This window comes from Pseudomonas sp. S09G 359 (genome assembly GCF_002843605.1).
In the GTDB taxonomy this organism is placed as follows: Bacteria; Pseudomonadota; Gammaproteobacteria; order Pseudomonadales; family Pseudomonadaceae; genus Aquipseudomonas.
The window spans coordinates 2250052-2271249 of record NZ_CP025263.1 but is presented as its reverse complement, the minus strand read 5'-3'; the positions used below and the strand labels follow the sequence as shown (position 1 = coordinate 2271249).

Annotated in this window: 21 protein-coding genes; 8 read left to right on the top strand and 13 right to left on the bottom strand. The window is 61.8% G+C overall.

Annotated features, from left to right (window positions below; translation table 11 throughout):
* The 10 genes from CXQ82_RS10450 to CXQ82_RS10405 form a co-directional block, all read right to left on the bottom strand.
* On the bottom strand, nt 1-345 hold the full coding sequence (locus CXQ82_RS10450) for an FKBP-type peptidyl-prolyl cis-trans isomerase (protein WP_101268554.1): 345 nt from the start codon (nt 343-345) through the stop codon (nt 1-3).
* Between the two features lie 35 nt (nt 346-380).
* Nucleotides 381-782 carry a type II toxin-antitoxin system HicB family antitoxin gene (locus tag CXQ82_RS10445; RefSeq protein WP_101268551.1) on the bottom strand — a complete coding sequence of 134 codons (402 nt, stop codon included), beginning with the start codon at nt 780-782 and terminating at the stop codon, nt 381-383.
* A 56-nt stretch (nt 783-838) separates the two neighbouring features.
* The gene (locus CXQ82_RS10440) at nt 839-1021 is read right to left on the bottom strand and encodes a type II toxin-antitoxin system HicA family toxin (protein ID WP_101268549.1); all 183 of its coding nucleotides are present in this window, start codon (nt 1019-1021) and stop codon (nt 839-841) included.
* Nucleotides 1022-1228: 207 nt separating this feature from the next.
* The gene (locus CXQ82_RS10435; RefSeq protein WP_101268547.1) at nt 1229-1687 is read right to left on the bottom strand and encodes a RidA family protein; all 459 of its coding nucleotides are present in this window, start codon (nt 1685-1687) and stop codon (nt 1229-1231) included.
* Entirely contained in the window at nt 1684-2568 is an 885-nt protein-coding gene (locus CXQ82_RS10430; RefSeq protein WP_101268545.1) for a PhzF family phenazine biosynthesis protein, read from the bottom strand. Before CXQ82_RS10430 ends, CXQ82_RS10435 begins: the two co-directional genes overlap by 4 nt.
* Nucleotides 2565-3605 carry an ABC transporter substrate-binding protein gene (locus CXQ82_RS10425; protein ID WP_101268543.1) on the bottom strand — a complete coding sequence of 347 codons (1041 nt, stop codon included), beginning with the start codon at nt 3603-3605 and terminating at the stop codon, nt 2565-2567. Before CXQ82_RS10425 ends, CXQ82_RS10430 begins: the two co-directional genes overlap by 4 nt.
* A gap of 24 nt (nt 3606-3629) precedes the next feature.
* Nucleotides 3630-4394, bottom strand: coding sequence for an ABC transporter permease (locus CXQ82_RS10420; RefSeq protein WP_101268541.1), 765 nt, complete (start codon nt 4392-4394; stop codon nt 3630-3632).
* Nucleotides 4391-5209, bottom strand: a complete 819-nt coding sequence (locus CXQ82_RS10415) for an ABC transporter ATP-binding protein (protein ID WP_101268539.1) — start codon at nt 5207-5209, stop codon at nt 4391-4393. The genes CXQ82_RS10420 and CXQ82_RS10415 overlap by 4 nt, the downstream gene beginning before the upstream one ends.
* Nucleotides 5210-5466: 257 nt before the next feature.
* On the bottom strand, nt 5467-6270 hold the full coding sequence (locus tag CXQ82_RS10410; RefSeq protein WP_101268537.1) for an AraC family transcriptional regulator: 804 nt from the start codon (nt 6268-6270) through the stop codon (nt 5467-5469).
* Between the two features lie 86 nt (nt 6271-6356).
* Nucleotides 6357-7325 (bottom strand): hypothetical protein, encoded by a 969-nt coding sequence (locus CXQ82_RS10405; RefSeq protein ID WP_101268535.1) that lies wholly within the window; start codon nt 7323-7325, stop codon nt 6357-6359.
* A 196-nt stretch (nt 7326-7521) separates the two neighbouring features.
* Here CXQ82_RS10405 and CXQ82_RS10400 point away from each other — a divergent pair, with 196 nt between their 5' ends.
* The gene (locus tag CXQ82_RS10400) at nt 7522-9018 is read left to right on the top strand and encodes a PAS domain S-box protein (protein ID WP_101268533.1); all 1497 of its coding nucleotides are present in this window, start codon (nt 7522-7524) and stop codon (nt 9016-9018) included.
* Nucleotides 9019-9149: 131 nt separating this feature from the next.
* Nucleotides 9150-9422 carry a DUF1652 domain-containing protein gene (locus CXQ82_RS10395; RefSeq protein ID WP_101268531.1) on the top strand — a complete coding sequence of 91 codons (273 nt, stop codon included), beginning with the start codon at nt 9150-9152 and terminating at the stop codon, nt 9420-9422.
* Here CXQ82_RS10395 and CXQ82_RS10390 read toward each other — a convergent pair.
* Entirely contained in the window at nt 9385-10578 is a 1194-nt protein-coding gene (locus tag CXQ82_RS10390; RefSeq protein WP_101268529.1) for an MFS transporter, read from the bottom strand. The two genes, CXQ82_RS10395 and CXQ82_RS10390, sit on opposite strands and share 38 nt — an antisense overlap.
* A 78-nt stretch (nt 10579-10656) precedes the next feature.
* Nucleotides 10657-10965: an RcnB family protein gene (locus CXQ82_RS10385; protein WP_101268527.1), complete on the bottom strand. Its 309-nt coding sequence runs from the start codon at nt 10963-10965 to the stop codon at nt 10657-10659.
* 309 nt (nt 10966-11274) lie between these two features.
* Here CXQ82_RS10385 and CXQ82_RS10380 point away from each other — a divergent pair, with 309 nt between their 5' ends.
* The 3 genes from CXQ82_RS10380 to CXQ82_RS10370 are packed head-to-tail and all read left to right on the top strand — an operon-like array spanning nt 11275 to nt 14310.
* Nucleotides 11275-11832 (top strand): helix-turn-helix domain-containing protein, encoded by a 558-nt coding sequence (locus CXQ82_RS10380; protein WP_101273757.1) that lies wholly within the window; start codon nt 11275-11277, stop codon nt 11830-11832.
* Nucleotides 11833-11843: 11 nt separating this feature from the next.
* Nucleotides 11844-13190, top strand: coding sequence for a glutamine synthetase family protein (locus CXQ82_RS10375; RefSeq protein ID WP_101268525.1), 1347 nt, complete (start codon nt 11844-11846; stop codon nt 13188-13190).
* 22 nt (nt 13191-13212) lie between these two features.
* Nucleotides 13213-14310, top strand: coding sequence for a DNA alkylation repair protein (locus CXQ82_RS10370; protein WP_101268523.1), 1098 nt, complete (start codon nt 13213-13215; stop codon nt 14308-14310).
* A 137-nt stretch (nt 14311-14447) separates the two neighbouring features.
* Here the strand turns inward: CXQ82_RS10370 and CXQ82_RS10365 are convergent, their stop codons facing one another.
* Nucleotides 14448-15338 carry a LysR family transcriptional regulator gene (locus CXQ82_RS10365; RefSeq protein WP_101268520.1) on the bottom strand — a complete coding sequence of 297 codons (891 nt, stop codon included), beginning with the start codon at nt 15336-15338 and terminating at the stop codon, nt 14448-14450.
* A gap of 332 nt (nt 15339-15670) precedes the next feature.
* On the opposite strand from CXQ82_RS10365, the gene CXQ82_RS10360 reads away from it, so the two are divergent.
* The 3 genes from CXQ82_RS10360 to CXQ82_RS10350 all read left to right on the top strand — a co-directional run bounded on the left by CXQ82_RS10360 (nt 15671) and on the right by CXQ82_RS10350 (nt 21177).
* A complete protein-coding gene (locus CXQ82_RS10360) occupies nt 15671-17317 on the top strand; it encodes a GMC family oxidoreductase (protein ID WP_101268518.1) in 1647 nt (548 codons plus the stop codon).
* A gap of 65 nt (nt 17318-17382) precedes the next feature.
* The gene (locus CXQ82_RS10355; protein ID WP_101268516.1) at nt 17383-19005 is read left to right on the top strand and encodes an MFS transporter; all 1623 of its coding nucleotides are present in this window, start codon (nt 17383-17385) and stop codon (nt 19003-19005) included.
* Nucleotides 19006-19224: 219 nt separating this feature from the next.
* On the top strand, nt 19225-21177 hold the full coding sequence (locus CXQ82_RS10350) for a DNA topoisomerase III (RefSeq protein ID WP_101268514.1): 1953 nt from the start codon (nt 19225-19227) through the stop codon (nt 21175-21177).
* Nucleotides 21178-21198 lie beyond the last annotated feature (21 nt).

Sequence of the window (21198 nt, the reverse complement as noted above, 5' to 3'; positions counted from 1 at the left end):
TCAATCATCCCGAGTCAGTACTTCCAACAGCTCAATTTCAAAACGCAGATTGCTGTTGGGCTTGATATGCGCGCCCATCGACCGCTCGCCATACGCCAGGTGTGCCGGCACGAACAGCGTGCGCACCCCGCCCACCTGCATGCCCATCAACCCCTGGTCCCAGCCCTTGATCACCCGCCCGGTGCCGATCACACACTGGAACGGCTTGCCGCGCTCCCAGGACGAATCGAACACCGTGCCATCTTCCAGGGTGCCGGTGTATTGAGTGGTGATCAGCGCACCCTTGACTACGGTTTTGCCGGTGCCAAGGCGGGTGTCGGTGATTTGAAGTTCTTCGTTGCTCATAGCGGGCTCGTCTGATACCTATTGTGTGTGTTGCCTTACGCAGAAAGTTCGCGCAGCGCCGCAGTGGCCAAGAAACCTGACCTTGATGCGTAGCGATGGTCCTTTTGCACACGCTCATCAATGCGTTGCAGCAGGTGTTCCGGCAAAGAGGCGTTAAACCGCACTGACTTACCCAGGTAGGGCGTCAGATCAAAGTCAACTATCGCCCAGACACCACCGACAAAATCCGGGTTATCTATATGGGCATCAACCTCCAGCGCCTGAGGAAGCGGCTCTTGATCGGCAACCAGTCCTTCAAGGTGCAACGCCAGTGCTTCGCGAACATTATCCAATGCTTCAGAGAAAGACCCACCCGCCGAGAAACACCCCGGCACATCAGGGACGGTCACGCTGTAATCCGAGTCAGCGTCTTTGTGCACTACCACAGGGAATTTCATTGCTCCTCCTCTGGACGAGCCTCTGGGGAGTTCGTCCGATTCATCCAGCAGGGTCATTATTTGAGACCGGCTGACTTGAAAATACTGTGCAGAGTGCCCTTGGCAATCTCTGACTTCGGATGAGGGACGGTTACTCTACCCCGCTTAACAGGATGCTTGAACTGGTGATGACTACCCTTTACTGCCACCTCAAACCAACCATCCGCAACCAGCAGGTCAATCACCTCTCGACTTCTCATCGCCCACCCTTAGGTGTGTATATTACACACCGCTAAATGGCAATGCGTTTTTTGTACACACAATACACACCAATGAAAAAAGCCCTCTCAACCTTCAAGCGGGCTTGTGTGAAGTGATGATGACGAGGTGCTAAACCATTGCGCCAGCGAACTAATGTCAGTTTTTGTGCCTTGACCTTTTGTGGGGCATGTTTCGGCAGGGCATGTTCAGGGGGTTTTTACCGCCGCGATCACTTCCAGCTCCAACATCCCGCCACTCGGCAACCCTGCTACGCCAACCGCTGAACGCGCATGGCGGCCGTGCTCGCCGAACACGTCGATCAGCACTTGCGAGGCGCCATCGACCACCTTGGAGAAGCTCTGGAAACCCTCGCCGCCGTACACAAAACCACGCACGAACAAAATACGCTCCACGTTCTCCAACCCGACCGCCTGGTCCAACACGCTCAAGGCGCGCAGCGCGCAGGTTTGGCCGGCTTGCATAACGGATTGCGGGGGCGTGTGGTCGGTCACCGGCCCGGCAATCACTTCCTTCCCCAACCGGCACACCTGGCCGCTGACATACGCCACGCCGTTGTGAATCGTCACTGGCACGTAGTCGCCCTTGGGCTTCGGTGTGTCAGGCAACGCCAAGCCCAGGGCGCTGAGTTTTTCGTGAATGCTCATGCGTGCACCTCAGCAAATTCGACATGCCCACCCAGCCAGCACCCCTGTACCTGCCCTGCCTCATCGCGACGAAACCGCAGGGAAATCTGTGACGGTCGCCCCATCGCCCGGCCCTGGCGTATATGCACCGGGCGGTCGTCAGCGGTCACCAAGCCATTTTCCAGCAGGCCGAAGGCCAAGGCCGCCGCGGCGATGCCGGTGGCGGCGTCTTCGGGGTAGCCCGAGGACTTGGGAAATTGCCGCGCGTCGAACTGGCGCGCGTCGAGGTCCGACGGCGCGTAGGGATACAGGCCGGTGGAGCCGATGCGCTCGCACAGCTGTTCCATGCGCCGAAAGTCCGGCTTGAGCGCGTCCAGCACCGCTACGCTTTTCAGCGCGATCAGGGTTTTGACGCGGCTGGTGCGCGCGTTCTGAATCGGCAACGGCGCCAGCTCGTTGGACGTGATGCCCAACACCGACAGGATCTCCGCTTCCACATCCGCCTCACTCAGGGTTTCAACCTGGCCCTTGGGCTGGCTGATTTCCACCTGAATCTGCGGCGTGCCGGCATCCTTCACCCGAGCGTCGACGCGACCGCTCAGGGTCCACAAGGCCAGGCGATCCTTATGCAGCATGCCCAACTGGTCCAACAGCCAGATGGCGCCCACGGTGGCGTGGCCGCACATTTCCATCTCGTGGTTGGGCACCCAGAAACGCAGGGCAAAATCGCAGTCGCTGCCCGCCGGCGCGGCGAACACAAAGCCGCATTCGTGCCCGTAATCGCGGGCGACCTGCTGCATATCCGCGTCGCTCATGCCATCCGCCACGGCCACGGTGGGGGCCGGGTTGCCGCCACGCGGCGTGGCGGGAAATACATTGACCAGGTGAACCTCGGGCGTCATTTCGCCTCTCCCTTGAGGGTGGATACAGTCGGCGCCACGGCGTCGACGATGCGGTTGGTGTAGACCTGTTGTGGGTCGAGTGACACGGGGTCGTTTTCCACCGCGTTCATGAAGCTGATGTTTTTCTCCACCGCGTCTTTTTCGATCCGCGGTGTGGCCGGGTAGGACGGCAACGAGGCGCTCCAGGCAGCGTCAAAAATCGTCGCATCAGTGTGGGCGAAGTACGCACGCACCGACTCCCGGGCCTTGTCCGGTTCGCTGGCGATCAGGTGCTCAGCCTTCCACAGGGCGCGCACGAGTTTCTCGGCGGTTGATTTGTTGGCCGTCAGCCAGTCCTCGCGGGCAATCATCGCGGTGAAGAGGAAGCCGTCCAACGGCTTGTACTCACCCTTGGCCAGGTCCATCAGCACCAGCCCGCCCTGCTGCGCGGCAGTGGTGATGGTGGGTGGCGACAGCGAGAAGCCATTGATGCTGCCTTGGGAAAACGCCGCGAGCATATTCGGCGCGCCGCCGATCGGCATGATGGTGAAGTCTTTATCGGGATTCAAGCCGGCATCCTTGGCCAGGTAGCGCACCAACATATCGGTGGTGCTGCCGGGGCCGGTCACGCCGATTTTCAAGCCTTTGAGGGCCTGGGCCCGCGCGGCCAGCGGCGATGTGGCCGTCACGCCGGCCTTGCGCGCCGATTCGCCGTCGATCACCACCGTGCTGCCGAACTGGGTTTGCACGGCGGCGAAGGCCTGCACGTTCTGGCCCTTGCTGCGGGCACGTACCGCCACGGCGGGCAGGCCGACGTAGGCGTCGGCGTCGCGGCCGAGCACCGCGGTGAGTGCCGCCGAGCCGCCCTTCTGAAACACGATGACTTCCACATCCAGGCCTTCGGCGGCGAAATAACCCTGTTTCTGCGCGACGTAGATCGGTACATACAGGAAGCCTTCGCTGGGGAACGCGAGGGTCACTTTGGTCAAGTCCTGGGCCTGGGCGGTGGGCAGGAACGCAGCGCATAACAGGCTGGCAATCACAAGAGGCTTAAACATGATCAAGCTCCACAATAGAGAGGGTTAAACCGCGACTTCACGTTCGGCTTCATTGGCTTTCCACGGCATCAACCTGCGCTCGGCCAGCTTCACCGCCGTATTGAGGATCAGCGCCAGGGCGATGATGCCCACCAGCGCGGCAAATACCCCGGCGGTGTCGAACTGCGAGGCCGCGTCCGACAGCAGGTAGCCCAGGCCAAGGTTGGCGGCGATGATCTCGCCCACCAGCGCGCCGATCAGCGCATAAGGCACCGACAGACGCAGGCCGGTGAACACCCAGGTGAAGGCTGACGGGATCACCACCATGGTCAGCAGGTCGCGTTCCTTGGCGCCCATCAGGCGCAGGATGGTCAACTGCTCGCGCGACACGTTACGCACGCCGCTGTAGGTATTGAGGAACACCAGAAAGAACACCACGGCGGCGGTCAGGATGACTTTCATCGGCAGGCCAATGCCGAACCAGAGGATAAACAGCGGCGCCAGCGCCACCTTGGGCAGGCTGTAGAACGCGGTCAGGAACGGGTCGAGGATATCGGCCAGCAACTTGGCACGGCCCAGCACCAGGCCGGCAATCAAGCCTGCCAGGGAACCGAAAAAGAACCCCAGTACCGCCTCCAGGGTGGTTATACCGGCGTGGTAGAAAAACACCCCGTTAAGCAGGATTTTCCACAGGCTCTGCGCCACCGCCGAAGGCCGGCTGATAAAGAATTCCACGCCAAACCAGCGCGACACGCCTTCCCACAGCACCATCAGGAAGACCAGGAACAGCATGCGATAAACCTGGATCATACGACCTCCAGCGAGTGAGCCAATGCAGCAGGGTCGGCCGCGCCGGCGACGTCGGGTGCCAGGCGCTTCCAGAGTTCGGCGCAGAGTTCCACGTAGCGTGGATCGGAGCGCAGTTGCACAAGGTTGCGTTCGCCGGTAAGGGGGATATCGATGATGTGGTCGATGGTGCCAGGGCGACCGGCGAACACCACGCAACGGTCAGCCAAGGCGATGGCTTCATCGACGTCATGGGTCACGAACAACACGGTCTTGTTCAGCTTGCGGCATAGGCGCAGCAGCTCGGTCTGCAGGGTCAGGCGCATTTGCGCATCGAGGGCGCCGAAGGGTTCGTCCATCAGCAGGGTTTCCGGGTCGCTGGCCATCAAGCGCGCCATGGCCGCGCGCTTGCGCATGCCGCCGGACAGCTGGTTGGGATAGCTTTCACCGAAACCGGTAAGGCCGACCAGGGCCATCAGTTCTTCAACCCGCGCCTCGATTTCAGCCCGGGGCATACGGCGTATCTGCAACGGCACCGCGATATTGCCGGCCACGGTGCGCCAAGGCAGCAGGTGGTCGGCCTGGGTCATGTAGCCGACCCGCGTGTTCACGCCCTTGACCTCGGCGCCGTCGTAATGCACCTGGCCGACGGTGGGGCCGAAGAGCCCGGCAGTCATGTTGAGCAAGGTGGACTTGCCGCAGCCCGAAGGGCCGACCAGGGTGATGATTTCACCGCGCTGAACCTGCAGCGACACATCGCGCACGGCTACAAACGGACGACCCTCGACCTTGAAGCTTTTTTGCACGCCTGAAAAACGAATAAAGGGTATTACGCTCACCGCCCCTCCTCGTCCGGTAAGCCGGACTTGTTTTGTTGTTGATGAGCAGAGGATGAAGGGATGACAGATTTGTGGCGCACGGGATCGGGCCGGATCACGCGCGGGATTGGGCCATGGATAATTGACAGAACACCTGAAGAAACCAAATTAAATGTGGGAGCGGGCTTGCTCGCGAAGGCGGTGGATCAGTTAATCAATACTTGACTGACACACCGCCTTCGCGAGCAAGCCCGCTCCCACACGTTGAGGGTGTTTCGTCAGATGCGCCGCCACTCATCCGGCGACATGCCCAGCACCCGCCGAAACACATGGGCCAGGTGCGACGGCGACTCATAGCCGACGTTGTTGGCAATCTCCAGCACCGACAGGCGCGTATGCCGAAGTAAAGTCTGCGCGCGCTCCAGCCGCAGGCGCTGCACGTAGGCCAGCACGGTTTCGCCGGTGTGCTGGGCAAACAGCCGGGTCAGGTGTCGACGCGACATATGGAACACCGCCGCAATCTCATCCAGCCCCGGCGCGTGTTCAAGGTTGCCCTCGACATACATCTTCACATCACGCACCAGCATGGCGCCGTGGCGCTCGGTGGACGAGCGCTGCAGGCTCGGCTGGCTGAGTGAAATCGCCAGGCATTCCAGCAGCAGCAAATGGTCGGCCTGGGCCAACTGGCGGCGGCGGTCGACATACGGGTCGGGTTGGCTGAAGGCTTTTTTCGCCAGCAGCAAATGCTGCAGCGGCGCGGAGGTTTGCCAGATGCCCAGCGTGGGCACGCGCAGCAGGCGGTTGGCGTCGCCGGACAGGTCGCGCAAGGCAAAGCGCATGTAGTCGGGGTCGACATAGAACGCCAGGTGGCCCTGGCTGGCAGTGAGTGACGAGGAGGAGTGGCTGCACTGCGGCGGCACCAGCACGAACTGGCGGTCGATCACCGACGTGGAGCGCCCGCTGTCTTCATCCTTGAAGCGCAGCAAGCCGTGCTCGGGCACCATCAGCATGAACTCGTCATGGGCGTGGGCCGCTGTTTCATAAGCGCCGTTGGAATTGAAGACGCTGTAGATATCACGCATCGCCAGGCACTGCCGCTTCAAAAGTGGAGTGCTGACACTAGCATGATTGGTGCCAGCGAAAAGCAGCGTCCTTGCTGCAAACGCTATCAGGCCAAAGGCACCCGACGCGTCGTCAATGCGATGCGCCCCACAAAGAAGCTCAAGGCCGCGCCCAGCAGCAACATGGCCAAGGTGCTCCAGGCCGCACGGGAGAGCTGTTTGGCCGCAACTTCACCGGCTTCACGGGCTTTCTGCTCAGCCTGTTGCTTCAGCTCATCGACCTTTTGCACGGCTTGCTGATATGCCTGGGCATAGTTGTCGACGATCTGCGTGGCTTCTTCCTTGCTCTTGCCGGTGCGGGCGGCAACGATGTTGACCAGCGCGTCTTTATCCGCGGCGTTCAATGCCGGCTCACCGGAGGCTTTAACCCGCTCGAACCACTGTTTCAGCGCGTCCCCGGCCAGGGCTGGGTTGGTCGCTGCGTCAGTCGCCGATTGCTTGCCATCCGCGGCGGCCTGGTCGGTTTTCTGTTCGACGTTGGACGGGTCCAATTCAGGCTTGCCGCTTTGCTTGAGCAGTGTATCCAGTTCACCTTGCAAGCTGTTCCAGTCCAGCTGGATGCCCTGCTCGCTCAGTTGCTGCTTGACGCTGTCGCCAATGCCTGGGGCGGCGGCAGCGATACCGCTACCGGCTGCCGACAAGCCTTTGCCAACCACATTGCCGGCAGTACCGACCACACTCGCAGCCAGACCCGCCAGCAGCCACGTGGTGAGCAAGGTGGTCAGGGTCCAGGTCAGCACGCCGTGCAGGCCGCCACGATCCGGTGCTGTGCGCCCGGCCACGAACGCACCCAGCGCGATGGCCACCAGGGTCGAGACGAACAACCAGATCCCGGCGCCCGTACCGAAACCACTCAGCGGATTACCCGCCTCCATTGGATTGACCGCACTGGCACCGATGGCGGTGCCGAGCACGCTAAGCACCAGGTAGGTCACCAGGGCAATTGCACTACCGGCCAATACCGAACTCCAGGACACGCGAAACAACGATCGATTGGTTTCATAGACAGTGGTCATACAGAGATCCTTCACACGTTATAGGAGCAAGGCAAATTGCCTTGATGGGTGTGAGTGTGGCGAAAGGACATCCGTTCAGTCGTGGCCCAAATGCACCAGATTCACTGGTGCATTCGCACCGCCATCGGTGCAATTTCTTTGCACTATCTTGAACCCCCCGTGTCGTAGGGTTATGCGCCTTTTCCCGGGAGAAACCATGAGCCAGGACGTCCTTGCCAAAGAAACCAACCGCCGCCAGCTCCAGCAGATCATCTCTGGGCTGTCCGACGGGATCATCCTCGCCGAGGTCGACCAGACCATTCTCTGGGCCAACGAAGCCGCACTGACCATGCACGGCGTGGAGGACGTTGCGGCACTGGGCGCCAACACGCAGGAATACGCCGAACGCTTCGCCCTGCGTTATCGCAACAACCACCCTGTGCAGCTGGAAAGCTACCCCCTCGCCCGCGCGGCGGCGGGCGAAGAGTTCAGCGATGTGGTGGTGGAAGTCACGCCCGTCGACGACGAACACAGAGCCTGGGTGCACCGCCTGCGCAGCCTGGTGATCACCGACTCCCACGGCGAGCCCGAGTTGCTGGTGCTGGTCCTCAGCGATGCCACCGAGTGGGCCAGCGCCGAGCAGCGCTTTGAAAAAACCTTCAACGCCAACCCGGCGCCTGCAGTGATCTGCCGTTTGAGCGACCTGCGCTATATCAAGGTGAACCAGGGCTTTCTGGAGATGACCGGCTACAACCGCGACCAGGTCATCGGCAAATCCGTGTATGAGCTGGATGTGCTGGAACAGGCCGAGCGCAAGGACCTGGCCATCCAGCGCCTGGGCGAAGGCGCGACCATCCCGCAAATGCAGGCCGAACTGCGCCTGCCTGAGGGTGGCAGCAAACTGGTGATTGTCGCCGGCCAGCCGTTGGACATGAACGAGGAAGACTGCATGCTGTTTTCCTTCACCGACCTTGAGCCGCGCCGCAAGGCGGAAATCGCCCTGCGCCAGAGTGAGGAGCGCTTCGCCAAATCGTTCCGCCTGACGCCCGTGCCGACCCTGGTGTGCAACGCCGCCAACCGCCAGGTGGTGGACGTCAACGAAGCGTTTATGAACATCACCGGCTACCTCAGCGAAGAGCTGATCGGCAAAGCCATCGAAGACATCGACTTTATCGACAGCGCCACTGCCGGCGCGCAGTTGTTCGCCACCCTGGAAAAAGCCGGCAACCTCGATGGCCTGGACCTCAAGGTGCGCAAGAAAGGTAATGAAGTGATCGACTGCGTGGTGTCGGCCGACACCGTGATCATCGAGGACGTGCCCTGCTACCTGCTGGTGCTGATGAACATCACCGAACGCAAACGCTCGGAGCTGGAACTGGTCGCGGCAATCGAGGAAGTGATGCAGGACGCGTCCTGGTTCAGCCAGACCCTGATCGAAAAGCTGGCCAACGCCAAGAGTGTCAACAGCCCCAACTTGCCGAACGTGGCCTTTACCGACCTGACCGCCCGCGAGCGCGATGTGCTGGGTTTGATCTGCGAGGGCCTGGCCGACAAGGAGATCGCCTCGCGCCTTAAACTGGCACCCAACACTGTGCGCAACCATGTCGCCACGGTGTATTCCAAACTGGGGGTGCACAGCCGCAGTGCCGCCATCGTCTGGGCCCGTGAACGCGGGCTGTTTGCCGGCGAACTGCGGGTTAAAAACACGCGTTAAAAGTACAAATGCACTAGTGCGGCTAGTGCGAATTCGCCTTATGGCGCGTAGGCGTAATCCTTAACCTTCAAGGGGTGAGCACAGGGCCTTGAACCTGTGCCGTGGTGAAACGACACCTTGAAGGAACCCTCATGTTTACGCTCTCTCAACTGCGAAATTGCATCGAAGAAGGCCTGGCGCCGCTGACGTGCGAGTTCACCCTCTGCCGGGATGCGTCTTTGACCCTCAAGGTCTATGACGCCGACACCGGCCGGGTGGACCTGGTGGTGACGGGGATCAGCACCAACAGGCTGCAGACCCCGCAGGAAGTGGAAAAAATGGTCGAAGAACTGCGCTACGAACTGCAAAGCAACAACATGGGCAAGCTCAGGCTGGATGACTTGCCTTCAACGACGAACCAATGAAATAGAACACCCCGCCCCCGACGATAAACGCCCCCAACATGTAGAACATGTAGTGAGCCGGCAGGCTGGCCAACACCAGCCCACACAGCACCGGCCCCATCGCGGCGCCGAGGTTGGACAGGTTCTGCGCCCCGTAGTACATGCCGCGCAGGTGGTCAGGGGCGATCCGGTCGATGAACATGTATTCGGCCGGAAACACCACAATCTCCCCCACCGTGAATACCGCCATCGCCAGCACCCACCACAGCACGCTGGTGGACAGCGCGAAACCGATCAACCCAAGCATGAACATGCTCAAGCCGAAAATAAGCCACTGGCTCAGATGACGGTGCGAGATGCGCCGGCCGATCACGTATTGCAAGGCGATCACCAGCACGGCGTTGGTGGTCAGCACGGCGCTGATCACGGTGTAGGTGTATTCGGCGGTGGTGGTGGTCACCAGGTATTGCGACAGGTAGGCAGTGAACTGGCCGAACACCACCGCGCTGAGCAGCCCACCGAGGGTGAAGCACACCAGGCGATGGTCGCGCAGCAGTACCCGGCCGACGGCAAGGAACGACACCGGTTTTTGCGCAGGCTCGGCGGTGGCCAGCGTGCGGTCGCCCCAGCGCCAATACAGCAGGAAAAACCCCAACCCCAGCAGCGCCGACAAAATAAACGGCAGGCTGATATCCAACTTGGCCACCACCGCGCCAAACGCCGGCCCCACGGCATAACCGATATTGGTCAGGGTGTACTTGATGGAAAACACTTCACTGCGCGCGTCCTCCGGCAACAGGCTGGCAAAGCCGGCCTTCACCGCGATATCGATGACCGCGTAGGCCAGGTTGATCAGGATCAGGCAGCTGTAGAACGCCCAGATATTCTGCGCCAGGACCGTGCCGATAAACCCCAGCACAAACACCACGCTCAGGCCGAGCAGCAGGCGATAGCTGTTGATCCGGTCGACCAGAAAGCCACCGTAGACGCTGAGCAGTGAACCGACGATCAACGAACTGCCGATCACCAGGCCAACCTGGCTGATGTCGAGAGCAAAGTGACTGGTGAGGTAGATAACGAGGTACGGGAAGGTGATGGCCTTGGCCAACGTCAGCAGCAACGTGGCGCACAGCAACAGGTTCACGGTGCGGGGGTAGTTTCTTATTGTGGCAAGCATCCTGCTCTCTTTCTTTGGTCGGTAACGCGGCCATTAGCGGCCGGTTACCTTAACGCAAGAACAGGCAAAACAGACAGGTCATTTCTTGACGGGGGTGATCTCAAGAATCGTGCCGTTGGTGGTTTTAAGCAGCACGAACCGGTCCCCTACCCGTGCCCATTGGCTGTCGGCCTCGGGTTGCTTGAGGCCACGTTTTTTCCAGTCGCTGACAGCCGACTCCTTGCGCATCAGCATGTCCGGGGCGCGGTCGCCTTCTTTCAAGTCACGGGTGTTGATGCTGGAAGGCTTGACGGTTTCCTGGGGCGTATCCCCGGCCTGGGCCACAAAGCTGGCGGTGGAAAGGCTGGCGGCGACCAACAGGCAGGCGGCGAGGGTTTTGGATTTCATGGGTGCTCCTTGAATGAATGGCGCGTACCCAGGTTCGGACCGCAGGGGCTTTAAATCATTCAGCGAAATTCTGAGGCCCCTCACCGCCCTACCCTGTGGCGAGGGAGCTTGCTCCCGCTGGGCTGCGCAGCAGCCCCAAAAAGCCCCAGCGTGATCTACCTGAAAAAAACTCCGTGAATCGGTTGGGGCCGCTTCGCGGCCCAGCGCGAGCAAGCTCTCTCGCCACAAAATGGGGCCCGTGGTATCGCCAGCGTTGCCTCAATGAAATAAATCCTGTAATTTTTCATGAAATTATTCGACATAAATTTCATGACGCTTCAAGAAGAACTCGCCACCCTCGCCGCCTTGATCCACGACCTGCGCAAGCACAAGAAGCTCACCCTGGCCCAGCTCGCTCACAAGATCGAGCGCTCGGTGGGCTTCCTGTCCCAGGTAGAACGCGGCCTGTCACGCCCGACCGTGGCGGACCTGACCGCCATCAGCCACGCCCTCGACGTGCCCACTACCTATTTCTACAGCCAACCCAAACCCAAGGCCGTGGACTGGATCACCCGCCCCAACGAGCGGCGCACGGTGTATTACGCCAACGGCATCACCGACATCCTCGTTTCACCGAGCATGAACGGCGCGTTTTCGATGCTCGACAGCCTGTTGGCGCCCGGCGCCAACAGCGGTGAACAGACCATGAGTGATCGCGCCGAGCAGGCCGGTTTTGTGCTGGAGGGCGAATTGACGCTGTGGGTCGAGGGCGAAACCGACTCGGTTACCCTCGGCCCCGGTGATAGCTTCCACCTGGCCAGTTTCGCCCATTGCCGCTACGCCAACCTGACCGACCTGCCCGCCCGCGTGCTGTGGGTTTACAACTAGGAGCACCACCCGTGAAAAGCCATGCCGCCACGTTACTGGCCGAAGTACGGACCTTTCGCCAGAACCATCCCGAGGTGCGCTACGTCGACCTGATCGCCCTGGACATTCCCGGGCATTTCTACGGCAAGCGCTACCCGATAGAGATGCTCGAAAAGGTCGCCGCCGGCAGCCCCTTGAAGCTGCCGCAAAACGCCGTGCTGCTGGGGGCACAGGGCGGGTTGTTCAAGATTGGTGACTACTGCTTCCACGACGGCGACCCGGACGCCAACCGCCGCCTGGTGCCGGGCACGCTCAAGCCGGTGAGCTGGGAATCACAGCCATTGGGGCAGATGCTGATCACCTCGGACGGCACCGAAGCGCCCATCGAATTCGAACCCCGCGAAGTCCTGGCCAAGGTGCTGGAGCGCCTGCACCATAAGGGCATCCACCCGGTGGTGGCGTTCGAGCTGGAGTTCTACCTGTTCGACAAGAAACTCGACAACGGCCTGCCACAATTCGCCCGCGACCCGCTCAGCGATGACGCCGACGACCAACCCACCCTGCATATCGAGCGGTTGTCGCGCTTCAGCGAGGTGCTCGACGACATGGCGCAAACCGCCAAGGCCCAGGGCATCGACATCACGGTGATCACCGCCGAACTCGGCCCCGGCCAATTTGAAATCAACTTCGGCCACCTCGAAGACGGCCTGCGCGCCGCCGACTGGGCCGCCCTGTTCTGCCGCAGCACCCGCGGCGTGGCGCTTAAACACGGCTATCGCGCCAGCTTTATGGCCAAGCCCTACCTGCAATACCCCGGCAGCGGCATGCATGTGCATGTCAGCCTGTATGACGGCGCGGGCAATAACCTGCTCGCGGCCCACCAGCAGCAACCGTTGCGCCATGCCGTAGCCGGGTGCCTGGAACTGCTGCCGCATTGCATGCCGATTTTCTCGCCCAACCACAACGCCTTCCGCCGCCTGGGCGGTACGGTCAACGCCGCCACCCGCGCCAGCTGGGGCTTTGAAGACCGCGATGCGTGCGTGCGCATCCCCGAGTCCGACCCGCGCAACCTGCGTATCGAACATCGCCTGGCCAGCGCCGACGCCAACCCATACCTGGTGTTGGCGGCGATCCTCGCCGGTTTGGAGCATGGCCTTGAAGCCCGGCAAGAACCCATCGCCCCCTTGAACGACGACCGCTCAAGCGGCAGCGCCTTCCCCCTGGAAATGCTCGAGGCCGTACGCGCCATGCAGCACCAGCCGGTATTGCGCGATAAGCTCGGCGGTGAATTTGTCGACGTGTACTGCGAGAACAAACGCCAGGACCACCTGGCCTTCCAACAAGAGATCCACGCGCGCGAATACCGCTGGTTTCTCTGACCCCACCGCCCTGGAATCACCGATGACCGACCAAAGCGCCCCGGCCCTCAAGGAAATCTTCAACGTCGAACGCCTGCAACACATCGCCAGCGAGATGACCGCGGTGTACCCGGCGTTCGACGCCAAGGGCTTCCTCAAACTCGCCAAGGCGGGGCTGGCCGAGTTGTCGGTGATGCAGCGCATGGCGCGGGTCAGCGAGAGCCTGCACGCGGTGATCCCGCTGGATTATCCGCACACCCTCAAGCTGCTGTATGCCCTGGCGCCACGCCTGAACAGCAGTTTTGTCAGCCTGTTCCTGCCGCACTACGTGGCGAGTTACGGCCGCGATGACTTCAAGCGCTCCATGGCTGCGCTGGAATACTTCACCACCTTTGGCTCCGCCGAATTCGCCATCCGCCCGTTCTTGCTGCACGACTTGCAGCGCACGCTGGCGGTGATGCAAGCCTGGTCGCTGGATGCCAACGAACACGTACGCCGCCTCGCCAGCGAAGGCTCGCGGCCGCGCCTGCCCTGGTCATTTCGCCTGGCCGAGGTGCAAGCCAACCCCGAACTGTGCGCCGCGATACTCGACAACCTCAAGGCCGACAGCAGCCTGTATGTGCGCAAATCCGTGGCCAACCACCTCAACGACATCACCAAGGACCACCCGGATTGGGTGCTCAGCCTGATCGAAGGCTGGAACCTGGAGAACCCCCGCACCGCCTGGATTGCCCGCCACGCGTTGCGCAGCCTGATCAAGCAGGGCAACACCCGCGCACTGACGCTCATGGGCGCTGGCGCCAAGGCCGAAGTCAGGCTGCACACCCTCAGCGTCACACCAGCGGTGATCAACCTGGGCGAACGCATCAACCTGTCATTCAGCCTGGAATCCACCGCCGACACCGCGCAGAAGCTAGTGGTGGACTACGCCATCGACTACGTAAAAAGTGCCGGGCACAGCGCGGCTAAGGTGTTCAAGCTCAAGGCGTTTACCCTCGGTGCGCGTGAGCAGCAAAACATCAGCCGCGAGCAACATATTCGTGAACTGACTACGCGCAAGCACTATCCGGGCAGGCATCGGGTGCATGTGTTGGTGAATGGCGAAAGGCTCGGCAGTGCGGAGTTTGAATTGCGTGAATAACCCGGTTTAAGCCCCCCCACAGATCCAATGTGGGAGCGGGCTTGCTCGCGAATGCGGTGTATCAGTTAAGGATAAGTAGACTGACACACCGCATTCGCGAGCAAGCCCGCTCCCACCTTTTGATCGGCGTTCATCCGCTAGATTTCACCCAGCAACAAGCCCTGCTCCCGCGCGCACAACTCCACCACGTAATCCCACAACACCCGCAGCCGCACCGATTTGTGCAGCTCCCGGCGCGAGCTGATCCAGTAGCTGCGCTGGATGCCCTCGCCCGGCAACAACGGCACCAGGTCCGGGTCGCCTGACGCCATGAAGCATGGCAACACGGCGATCCCCAGCCCGGAGCGCGCGGCCTGGTGCTGGGCGATCACGCTGGTGCTGTGGAACACCACCTTGGGGTTGCGGCAGAAGCTGCTGAGGAATTTCAGTTCCTGGCTGAACAGCAGGTCGTCGACATAATCGATCCAGGCATGGGCGGCGAGGTCTTCGCGCTTTTCGATGGGCGGGTGGCGTTCCAGATAGGCGCGACTGGCGTAGAGTGCGAGGCGGTAGTCGGTGAGTTTGCGCGTGACCAGTTGATCGACACTGGGCCGTTCGAGGTGGATGCTGATTTCCGCCTCGCGGTTGAGGATGCTGACAAAACGCGGCACGGCAAGCAGCTCAACTTCCAGCCCCGGGTAACGGTCGAACAGCCCGCCCATGCGACTGGCGAGGAACATCACGCCCAACCCTTCGGCCACACCCAGGCGGATCTTGCCCAGGGGCGCGGCGGAATGGGTGAGTTCGTCTTCAGCCAGCAGCGCGACGTTTTCCATGGCTTCGGCATGCTTGAGCAGGGCTTCGCCGGAAGGCGTCAGTTCGTAGCCCTGGGCGTGCTGCACAAACAGTGCAGTGCCAAGGCTTTTCTCGATGGCCTCGATGTGACGCGCCACCGTGGCGTGGGTGGTTTTCAGGCGCTGCGCGGCGGTGAGCAAACGGCCACTGCGCTGCAACTCAAGAAAAAACCGCAGGTCATTCCAGTCGAACATGTCACCTCCCTCCCTTGGACATAAACACCGATGGCTTGCATACGTCTTATTGTGGCGAGCGGGCTTGCCCGCGTTGGGCTGCGCAGCAGCCCCAAAAACAGCAACGGTGGCCTTACTGAGGAAACGCGGGGCCTGAACCAGCGGCCGCTTCGCGACCCAACGCGGGCAAGCCCGCTCGCCACAACCAGCTAACTCGCCGCAGGGGGCAGTGCTCACCCTGATTTTTCACGGTGCTGTTTAAAAACGCACAGCAGCTGGGTAAAAACTAACATTTTTAAGACGAAAACTAACAACTAGGATGGAGCCAATAAGAAAAACAAGCGAGACCTCAGATGCCCATTGCAACTGCTGAATTCGATTACGTGGTAGTAGGCGCCGGCCCCGCAGGCTGCCTGCTGGCCAATCGACTGTCCGCCAACCCCGCCCACCGCGTGCTGCTTCTGGAAGCCGGTGGCCGCGACAATTACCCCTGGATCCATATCCCCGTCGGCTACCTGTTCTGCATCGGTAACCCGCGCACCGACTGGTGCTTCAAGACCGAAGCCCAGGAAGGCCTGCAAGGCCGTGCGCTGAGTTACCCACGGGGCAAGGTGCTCGGCGGCTGCTCGTCCATCAACGGCATGATCTACATGCGCGGCCAGGCCCAGGATTACGATGGCTGGGCCGCTGCGGGCAACCCGGGCTGGGCCTGGAACGACGTGCTGCCGCTGTTCAAGCAGAGCGAAAACCACTTCGCCGGCGGCTCGGAGTTCCACAGCGATGGCGGCGAATGGCGCGTTGAGCAGCAGCGCTTGTCGTGGCCGATCCTGGATGCATTCCGCGCGGCGGCGGCGCAAAGCGGCATCGCCAATATCAGCGACTTTAACCAGGGCGATAACGAAGGCTGCGGTTATTTCCAGGTCAACCAGAAAGCCGGGGTGCGCTGGAACGCGGCCAAGGCGTTTCTCAAGCCGATCCGCCAACGGCCCAACCTCACCGTGCTGACCGAGGTGGAAGTGGACCGCGTGCTGCTGGAAAACGGCCGCGCCGCCCACGTGGTCGGGCGCCAACAGGGCCAGCAACTGAGCTGGAAGGCGCGTAAGGAAATCGTGTTATGTGCCGGCTCCGTAGGTTCGCCGGGGATCCTGCAACGCTCGGGGATCGGCCCGTCCAACGTGCTCAAGCCGCTGGGTATCGATGTGCTGCACGAGCTGCCCGGCGTCGGCGGCAACCTGCAGGACCACCTGCAACTGCGGCTGATCTACAAACTGGAAAAGGCCCGCACCCTCAACCAGATCGCAGGCAGTGTGTGGGGCAAGATGGGCATGGGCCTGCAATACCTGTATGACCGCAGCGGCCCGCTGTCGATGGCGCCCAGCCAGCTCGGCGCGTTTGCCCGCTCTGGCCCGGAACAGACCTCGGCCAACCTTGAATACCACGTGCAACCGCTGTCGCTGGAGCGCTTTGGCGAGCCGCTGCACGGGTTCCCGGCGTTTACCGCGTCGGTCTGCGACCTGCGCCCGCAAAGCCGCGGCCGCATTGATATCCGCTCAGCCAACCCGGCGGATGCGCCACTGATCCGCCCCAACTACTTAAGCCACCCGGAAGACCTGCGGGTGGCCGCCGACGCGATTCGCCTGACCCGACGGATTGTGGCCGCGCCGGCCCTGAGCCAGTTCAAGCCGGTGGAATACCTGCCCGGCGACTCGCTGCAAACCGAAGAAGAATTGCACGAAGCCGCCGCACGCATTGGCACCACGATTTTTCATCCGGTGGGCACCTGTCGCATGGGCAGCGACAAAGACGCCGTGGTCGACGCGCAACTGCGCGTGCATGGCGTGCCCGGCCTGCGCATTGCCGATGCCTCGATCATGCCGCGCATCACGTCCGGCAACACTTGTTCACCCACGCTGATGATCGCGGAAAAGGCCGCGCAGCTGATCCTTTCGCCGACTACAAGGAGTCTCGCCGCGGAGAAAGAACTGGTTCATGCAATCTGAATAGCGGCGCCACACCAGGCGCCGACAGTGGAACAACAATAAATAATCACTGTGAGGGCTACCCGATGTCAGAACATGCTCAACCCCTGGGCTCGACAATAGACGCGAGCGCCGGCAACGATTCAAAAAAGGTCATCTTCGCCTCGTCCCTCGGGACGGTGTTCGAGTGGTATGACTTTTTCCTCTACGGCGCCCTGGCGGCGGTGATCAGCAAGCAGTTCTTTGCCGGGGTCAACGACACCACCGCGTTTATCTTCGCCTTGATGGCCTTTGCCGCCGGCTTCGTGGTGCGCCCGTTCGGCGCGCTGGTGTTCGGCCGCCTGGGCGATATGATCGGGCGCAAGTACACCTTCCTCGTCACCATCATCCTGATGGGCGTGGCGACCTTTTGTGTCGGGCTGTTGCCAACCTACGCCAGCATTGGCATCGCGGCGCCGATCATCCTGATCGTGCTGCGCATGCTCCAGGGCCTGGCGCTGGGCGGCGAGTACGGCGGCGCGGCGACCTATGTGGCCGAGCATGCGCCAGCCGGCAAACGCGGCTTCCACACCAGTTGGATTCAATCCACCGCCACCATCGGCCTGCTGCTGTCACTGCTGGTGGTGCTGGCTTGCCGGTACTTCACCGGTGACCAGTTTGAAGTGTGGGGCTGGCGTATTCCGTTCCTGTTTTCGATTGTGCTGCTGGGCATTTCCACCTGGATCCGCATGAGCCTGCACGAGTCGCCGGCCTTCCTCAAAATGAAAGAGGAAGGCAAGGCCAGCAAGGCGCCGATCAGCGAGTCGTTCGGCAATTGGGAAAACCTCAAGGTGGTGCTGATCGCGCTGTTCAGCATCAACGGCGGCCAGGCGGTGACCTTCTACGCGGCGCAGTTCTATGTGCTGTTCTTCCTCACGCAATTCCTCAAGATGGACCCGGCCCTGGCCAATATGTTGCTGATTATCAGCGTGGTGATCGGCGCGCCGTTCTTTATCTTCTTTGGCTGGCTGTCGGACAAGGTCGGGCGCAAGCCGGTGCTGATGCTCGGCCTGTTGTTGGCGACCATGCTCTACTTCCCGATCTTCAAAAGCCTGGCGCACTACACCAACCCGGCGATGGACCAGGCCAGCCAACAGGCGCCGATCACCGTATTGGCCGACCCAGCCACCTGTACCTTCCAGTTCGACCCGGTGGGCAAGGCGAAATTTGACAGCCCGTGCGACAAGGTCAAGACCTTCCTGGTCAAGCAAGGCCTGCCCTACAGCAGCGCCGCCGCCCCGGCAGGCAGCCCGGTGCAGGTAAGCGTGGGCGAAGTGCGCATCGACGGCTTTGACGAAAAAGCCCTGCGCGGCGCCGTGACCCTGGCCGGTTACCCGAGTTCGGCGGATATGGCCCAGGTCAACAAGACCATGGTGGTGGTGCTGATCGTCGCGCTGATCCTGATTGCGGCCATGTGCTACGGGCCACTGGCGGCGTTGATGGTGGAGCTGTTTCCAACGCGCATCCGCTACACCTCGATGTCCCTGCCCTACCACATCGGCAACGGCTGGTTTGGCGGGTTCCTGCCGACGGTGTCGTTCGCGCTGGTGGTGTACACCGGCGACATCTTCTACGGCTTGTGGTACCCGGTAGTGGTGACCGGGGTAAGCCTGATTGTGGGGATGATCTGCCTGAAAGAAACCCGGCACGTGGATATCGACAACAACTGAGTATTTTTGAACAGTGGAGGTCCCCTGCGGGAGGGGGCTTGCTGCCGATGGCGGTGTATCAGTCAGTGCATTTGTCACTGACCCACCGCTATCGGGGGCAAGCCCCCTCCCACATTTGCTTTGTGGGCCCCACACAAATTGCTGTACATCCATACAGATAATGGTTGCTCAAATCCCTCCGACTAAGCATCCTGCAAGGCATCAACCCGATCTGATGTGATGACCATGCTGTACCTCTGTGAAAAACCCTCCCAGGCCAAGGACATTGCGGCCGTGCTCGGCGCCAGCCGGCGCGGTGACGGCTGTTGGCTGGGCAACGGGGTCACGGTCACCTGGTGCATCGGCCACCTGCTGGAAACCGCCCCGCCGGATGCCTACGACGCCAAGTACAAGCGCTGGGTGCTGGCCGACCTGCCGATTGTCCCGGACAAATGGAAAATGCGCGTCAAGCCCAAGACCGCCAGCCAGTTCAAGGCGGTCAAGCGCCTGCTGGGGGAAGCCCAGGAACTGGTGATCGCCACCGACGCCGACCGTGAGGGCGAGATGATCGCCCGCGAACTGGTGGAGCATTGCCGCTATCGCGGGCCGATCCAGCGGTTGTGGCTGTCGGCGCTGGATGACGCGTCGATTCGCAAGGCCCTGGCTGCGCTCAAGCCCGGTGCCGAAACCTTCAGCCTGTATCACTCGGCCCTGGGCCGCTCCCGCGCCGATTGGCTGATCGGCATGAACATGAGCCGCCTGTTTACCCTGCTTGGGCGCCAATCCGGTTACCAGGGCGTGTTACCGGTGGGCCGCGTGCAAACGCCGACCCTGCGCCTGGTGGTTGACCGCGACCGCAGCATCGCCGATTTCGTGCCGGTGGCGTACTGGGCCATCGATGTCGACCTGCGCCACGCGGGCCTGACCTTTACCGCACAATGGCGCGCAGCCGAGGATGCCTGTGACGACCAAGGCCGCTGCCTCAACCCGCAACTGGCCCGAGACGCAGCCGATGCCATGCGTAACGCCGCCAACGCGCGCCTGGTAAAACTGCGTACCGAGCGCATGCGCGAAGTGGCGCCCCTGCCGTTCGATCTTGGCACCCTGCAGGAGATCTGCTCGAAGAAGCTCGGCCTCGGCGCCCAGGAAACCCTGGATATCGCGCAATCGCTTTACGAAACCCACAAAGCCATCACCTATCCTCGCAGCGATTGCGGCTACCTGCCCGTGAGCCAGCACAGCGAGGCGCCGAAAATCCTCGCCGCGCTGGGCCGAGCCGATGCGGCAGTCAATGAGCTGATGCCGCATATCGACCCGCAGCGCCGCTCACGGGCCTGGAACGACGCCAAGGTCAGCGCGCACCACGGCATCATCCCGACCGGCGCGGGCAAGGACGTCGGCCAACTCACCGGCAAGCACCGTGCGGTGTACACCTTGATTCGCGCGCGCTACCTGGCGCAATTTCTGCCCAACCATGAATACGATCGTACCCAGGCCGATTTCGACTGTGCGGGCCAGGCATTGCGCGCGGTGGGCAAAGTGGTGATCGAACCCGGTTGGAAACGCGCCTTGCCCGAAGCCCTGGCACCGGCAAAGGGCCGTGAGGCGCCCGCGCCCCAGGCCTTGCCGGCATTGGTGCAGGGTCAGGACTACGCGGTGGCCAAGGTCAACCTTAAAGACCTATGGACCCAGCCGCCGAAGCCCTTTACCGAAGGCGACCTCATCAAGGCGATGAAAAACGTCGCCAAACTGGTGGAAGACCCACTGCTCAAGCAAAAGCTCAAGGACACCACCGGCATTGGCACCGAAGCCACGCGCGCGGGGATTATCCAAGGGTTGCTGGACCGCGGTTACCTGGTGAAAAACGGCAAGGCACTGTCGGCCACCCCGGCGGCGTTCAGCCTGATCGACGCGGTGCCACGGGCCATCGCCGACCCCGGCACCACCGCCATCTGGGAGCAGGCGCTGGATATGGTGCAAAGCGGCGAGATGAGCCTGGAAGAATTCGTCGCCAAACAAGCGGCCTGGATGAGCAAGCAAGTGGCCCGCTGCAACGGCATGCGCATGACCATCACCGGCCCTGCCAGCCCGGCAGGCCGAGGCGCCACCCCATGGAAAAACAAACGTAAGAGCGCCCCTCGCAAGGCCGGCGCTGCCCCCAAACGCGCCAAAAAGCCGACGAATACTGGATAAACGTCGAAAAAATCCGGCGAA

Excerpts from the sequence above, each read along its gene's own strand:
- CXQ82_RS10450 (WP_101268554.1), bottom strand. The coding sequence starts at position 345 with ATGAGCAACGAAGAACTTCAAATCACCGACACCCGCCTTGGCACCGGC.
- CXQ82_RS10445 (WP_101268551.1), bottom strand. The coding sequence starts at position 782 with ATGAAATTCCCTGTGGTAGTGCACAAAGACGCTGACTCGGATTACAGC.
- CXQ82_RS10440 (WP_101268549.1), bottom strand. The coding sequence starts at position 1,021 with ATGAGAAGTCGAGAGGTGATTGACCTGCTGGTTGCGGATGGTTGGTTT.
- CXQ82_RS10435 (WP_101268547.1), bottom strand. The coding sequence starts at position 1,687 with ATGAGCATTCACGAAAAACTCAGCGCCCTGGGCTTGGCGTTGCCTGAC.
- CXQ82_RS10430 (WP_101268545.1), bottom strand. The coding sequence starts at position 2,568 with ATGACGCCCGAGGTTCACCTGGTCAATGTATTTCCCGCCACGCCGCGT.
- CXQ82_RS10425 (WP_101268543.1), bottom strand. The coding sequence starts at position 3,605 with ATGTTTAAGCCTCTTGTGATTGCCAGCCTGTTATGCGCTGCGTTCCTG.
- CXQ82_RS10420 (WP_101268541.1), bottom strand. The coding sequence starts at position 4,394 with ATGATCCAGGTTTATCGCATGCTGTTCCTGGTCTTCCTGATGGTGCTG.
- CXQ82_RS10410 (WP_101268537.1), bottom strand. The coding sequence starts at position 6,270 with ATGCGTGATATCTACAGCGTCTTCAATTCCAACGGCGCTTATGAAACA.
- CXQ82_RS10405 (WP_101268535.1), bottom strand. The coding sequence starts at position 7,325 with ATGACCACTGTCTATGAAACCAATCGATCGTTGTTTCGCGTGTCCTGG.
- CXQ82_RS10400 (WP_101268533.1), top strand. The coding sequence starts at position 7,522 with ATGAGCCAGGACGTCCTTGCCAAAGAAACCAACCGCCGCCAGCTCCAG.
- CXQ82_RS10395 (WP_101268531.1), top strand. The coding sequence starts at position 9,150 with ATGTTTACGCTCTCTCAACTGCGAAATTGCATCGAAGAAGGCCTGGCG.
- CXQ82_RS10390 (WP_101268529.1), bottom strand. The coding sequence starts at position 10,578 with ATGCTTGCCACAATAAGAAACTACCCCCGCACCGTGAACCTGTTGCTG.
- CXQ82_RS10385 (WP_101268527.1), bottom strand. The coding sequence starts at position 10,965 with ATGAAATCCAAAACCCTCGCCGCCTGCCTGTTGGTCGCCGCCAGCCTT.
- CXQ82_RS10380 (WP_101273757.1), top strand. The coding sequence starts at position 11,275 with ATGACGCTTCAAGAAGAACTCGCCACCCTCGCCGCCTTGATCCACGAC.
- CXQ82_RS10370 (WP_101268523.1), top strand. The coding sequence starts at position 13,213 with ATGACCGACCAAAGCGCCCCGGCCCTCAAGGAAATCTTCAACGTCGAA.
- CXQ82_RS10365 (WP_101268520.1), bottom strand. The coding sequence starts at position 15,338 with ATGTTCGACTGGAATGACCTGCGGTTTTTTCTTGAGTTGCAGCGCAGT.
- CXQ82_RS10360 (WP_101268518.1), top strand. The coding sequence starts at position 15,671 with ATGCCCATTGCAACTGCTGAATTCGATTACGTGGTAGTAGGCGCCGGC.
- CXQ82_RS10355 (WP_101268516.1), top strand. The coding sequence starts at position 17,383 with ATGTCAGAACATGCTCAACCCCTGGGCTCGACAATAGACGCGAGCGCC.
- CXQ82_RS10350 (WP_101268514.1), top strand. The coding sequence starts at position 19,225 with ATGACCATGCTGTACCTCTGTGAAAAACCCTCCCAGGCCAAGGACATT.